At 65.6% G+C, this 2,881-nt stretch carries 3 protein-coding genes; all 3 read right to left on the reverse strand.

Going from position 1 to position 2,881, the window contains the following annotated elements:
* Positions 1 to 91: 91 nt before the first annotated feature.
* A complete protein-coding gene (locus tag CAPSK01_RS12505) occupies positions 92 to 1,108 on the reverse strand; it encodes a catalase family peroxidase (RefSeq protein WP_034927076.1) in 1,017 nt (338 codons plus the stop codon).
* Between the two features lie 272 nt (positions 1,109 to 1,380).
* On the reverse strand, positions 1,381 to 1,641 hold the full coding sequence (locus CAPSK01_RS12510; protein ID WP_034927078.1) for a hypothetical protein: 261 nt from the start codon (positions 1,639 to 1,641) through the stop codon (positions 1,381 to 1,383).
* Positions 1,642 to 1,672: 31 nt separating this feature from the next.
* On the reverse strand, positions 1,673 to 2,881 hold a 1,209-nt coding region (locus tag CAPSK01_RS12515), incomplete at its 5' end, for an FtsX-like permease family protein (protein WP_034927081.1).

Consider the following 2,881-nt stretch of genomic DNA (forward strand, 5'->3'; position numbering starts at 1 on the left):
CGGTGGCCGTGCCGCTGCCGGTGGCGAAGGCCGGCGCTCGCCGCCGGTGAACGTCGCGGCCCGCTTCCTGGCTTTGAGGACGCCGGCGGCCTTACTGCTGCTTGGCGCCTTCGCTCAGGCGACGTCCCAGCGAAACGGCGTAAGGCGCTGCACGTGCCTCGAGCAGCGGGTCGGCCGAAGGCAGCACACCCCTGGGCATGACCATGGGGTTGTAGGTGGTGTTCAGGCAAGTGCCGCCGGCGTCTGGCGACACCGAAGTGACCTTCAGCGTGCCCAGCGTGACTTTCTTGCGGCCCTCGGGCAGCGGTACCGTGGCGTTGTCGATCCGGTCACCCGGCTGTGCCAACTCGAGATTGAAGTGGAATGCCACCTTGCCGTCCTTGACGCGCTGGCGCAGGTCATCGAAGAGGAAGTTCGGGCCCTTGGCCCTGGCTTCCTCGTCGGTCAGTCCCTGAACGCCGCCGACGGGCTCGAAGACCCACTTGCCATATTGTTTCACCCCGCCGGCATTGACGAAGCCATAGCCATGGACGCCCCAGTAGTTGACGCTGCCGAAGCTTGCCGGAACGGGCTGCGACGCGAAGTGTTTGCCCTGCAGAAGCACTTCCGGGTTGGCGTCGTTGAAGGCCTTGACCCTGGCCGGATCGGCCTGCCTGGTGGCGGGGTCGGGCTGTCGCGACGCCACCAGCGCGAAGAACTGCTGCGGCGACGAGGCAGTAAACACTGGTGCCGAGATGTTGCCCATCTGCCATTGCTCGCCGTCGGGCAGGTCGAACTGGAGCGCCAGGTTGCGCTGGGTCCTGGTGTTGTCGGCGGCCTTCGGGTTGGCCCCGCCGACCGAGAATCGCACCTGCACCGGGATCGGCTTGCCGCTGAAGGCCGAGGCGGTGGACAGGGCGCGGGCATCGGCCGTGCCGACGAATTCGCCCAGCGCACAGATCCCCTTCGCACCCGAGCGCCGATAGCCTTCGTATTTGCCGAAGGTGGCTTCGAACTGGTCGATGAAGGCCGACGGATCAACTTGTTGGGCAGCAGGCGATTGTGCAACAGCGCTCATCGACAAGATGGAGGCGCCGGCGGCCAGGGCGGAAAGAATCAAGACTTTCATGAATAGGGTCTCCAGTGTGGTCATCAAGATGGGGAACGCGCCGAAAGCCGGGACATGGCGATTCAGCGATCGTGGCGGTTAGTCTCTCGACGCCTCAAGACCTTACAAGTTGCGCAGAATGTCGCCGCGCGACACCACGCCGAGCAGTCAGTCATGACCGTTTCCCTTGCGGGAAGTGCGCCGTGGCGCCCGCCTGAATCGAGCGGCTCATGTCCATGCCCAGATGCGTGACGGTTGACCGCCATGCACGGTCAAGTCCTCGGCGAAGCGTTTCAGGTCGGATCTGCGCGCTGGTCCGTCGGCTGAGCGATCAGCTCGCGCAGGATGCCGGCGACAGCCCAGACCATCAGGGCAATGCCGCCGACGACGGAAAGCACTGCGCCTGGCGTGCTGGCCGGAAAATCGGGAATGAACAGCGTCTGACCCCGGGCAAGCCACATCGCGCCACTCGCCAGAACCAGCATGCCCGCAACGTCGAGCAGCGCATAGCACAGGACTTTCGGCGTAACTCGCATGCGTAAGGGTTTGGGCATTCGGCGATGTTACCTGGATCGCCCGCAGAGGTCACGCGCTGCCGCCGCGCAGCGCTTCCAGTGGTGCGCTCTGCAGCAATCTGGTGGCGGCAAACCAGCCGGCGGTGCTGACCAGCAAGGCGCCAGCGCAGATCGCTGCCGGTAACAGCCATAGATCGACCGCCACCTCGAAGCGAAACACCTGGCGCGCCAGAAACTGGCCGACAGCGATCGCTCCGAGCGCGGCAATCAGCCCGGAAAGCCCGCCAATCGCGGCGAACTCGGCCAGCAAGGCCCGCCTGAGCTGTTCCCGGCGCGCTCCGAGGGCGCGCATCACCGCCAGCTCGTAGCGCCGCTCTTCCGCCGCCGAGGCCAGCGCCGCGTAGAGAACGATGACTCCGGCAGCCAGCGTGAACAGAAATACGAACTGCACCGCCTGTGCCACCTGATCCATGATCGATTGCAACTGGCGCAGGATCGCGGCAACGTCGATGACCGTGAGGTTGGGAAATTCGCGAATCAGTCGATTGACGAACTCCGCCTTCTCCGGGGGAAAATATACACTGGTGATCCAGCTTGCCGGGTAGCCTTGCAGGACCGATGGCGGCGTCAGGACAAAGAAATTGACGCGCATGGTGTCCCAGTTGACCTTGCGCAATCCAACCACCGTCATGCCGACCTTCTCGCCGGCAACGACGAAATCGATGCGATCGCCGACGGACAGTCCGAGTGTTTTCGCCAGCCCATCCTCGACCGATGCGGCCGCCTCGCCCCCCCGGCCAGCGACTTCGGCGGGAGAAAACCAGCGCCCGCCACTGAGTCGGTTGCCTTCCGGCAGATCGGCGCGCATCGACAGATTGAACTCACGGTCGACCAGGCGCTGTGCGCGATCGTCCGTGTAACTTGCGGCACTGACTTCGACGCCGTTGATGTGCGTCAATCGCCCGCGCACCATCGGCGCCAGCTCGGCCGCCAGGCCCTGCGCCCGCAGCAGCGCGTGTACCGGTTTGACCTGGTCGGGCTGGATATTGACGACAAAGCGGTTCGGTGCGTCGGGGGGAACGCTCCGCCGCCAGGCGTCGAGCAACTCGCCGCGCGTCACGGTCAGCAGCAACAGCGCCATCAGGCCGAGTGCCAGCGCGACGATCTGGACGACGCTGGTGGCCGCTCGCCGTTCCAGGCTCGCCAGCCCATAACGCCAGCCGATTCCGCCCGCGCCGGCGGATCGCCCGCCGCCACGCAGCGCGGCCGCCAGTCGGAC

The sequence above is a fragment of the Candidatus Accumulibacter vicinus genome, from assembly GCF_000584955.1.
GTDB lineage: Bacteria > Pseudomonadota > Gammaproteobacteria > Burkholderiales > Rhodocyclaceae > Accumulibacter > Accumulibacter vicinus.

Coding starts and splice junctions, on each gene's coding strand:
- CAPSK01_RS12505 (WP_034927076.1), bottom strand. CDS start 1,108: ATGAAAGTCTTGATTCTTTCCGCCCTGGCCGCCGGCGCCTCCATCTTG.
- CAPSK01_RS12510 (WP_034927078.1), bottom strand. CDS start 1,641: ATGCCCAAACCCTTACGCATGCGAGTTACGCCGAAAGTCCTGTGCTAT.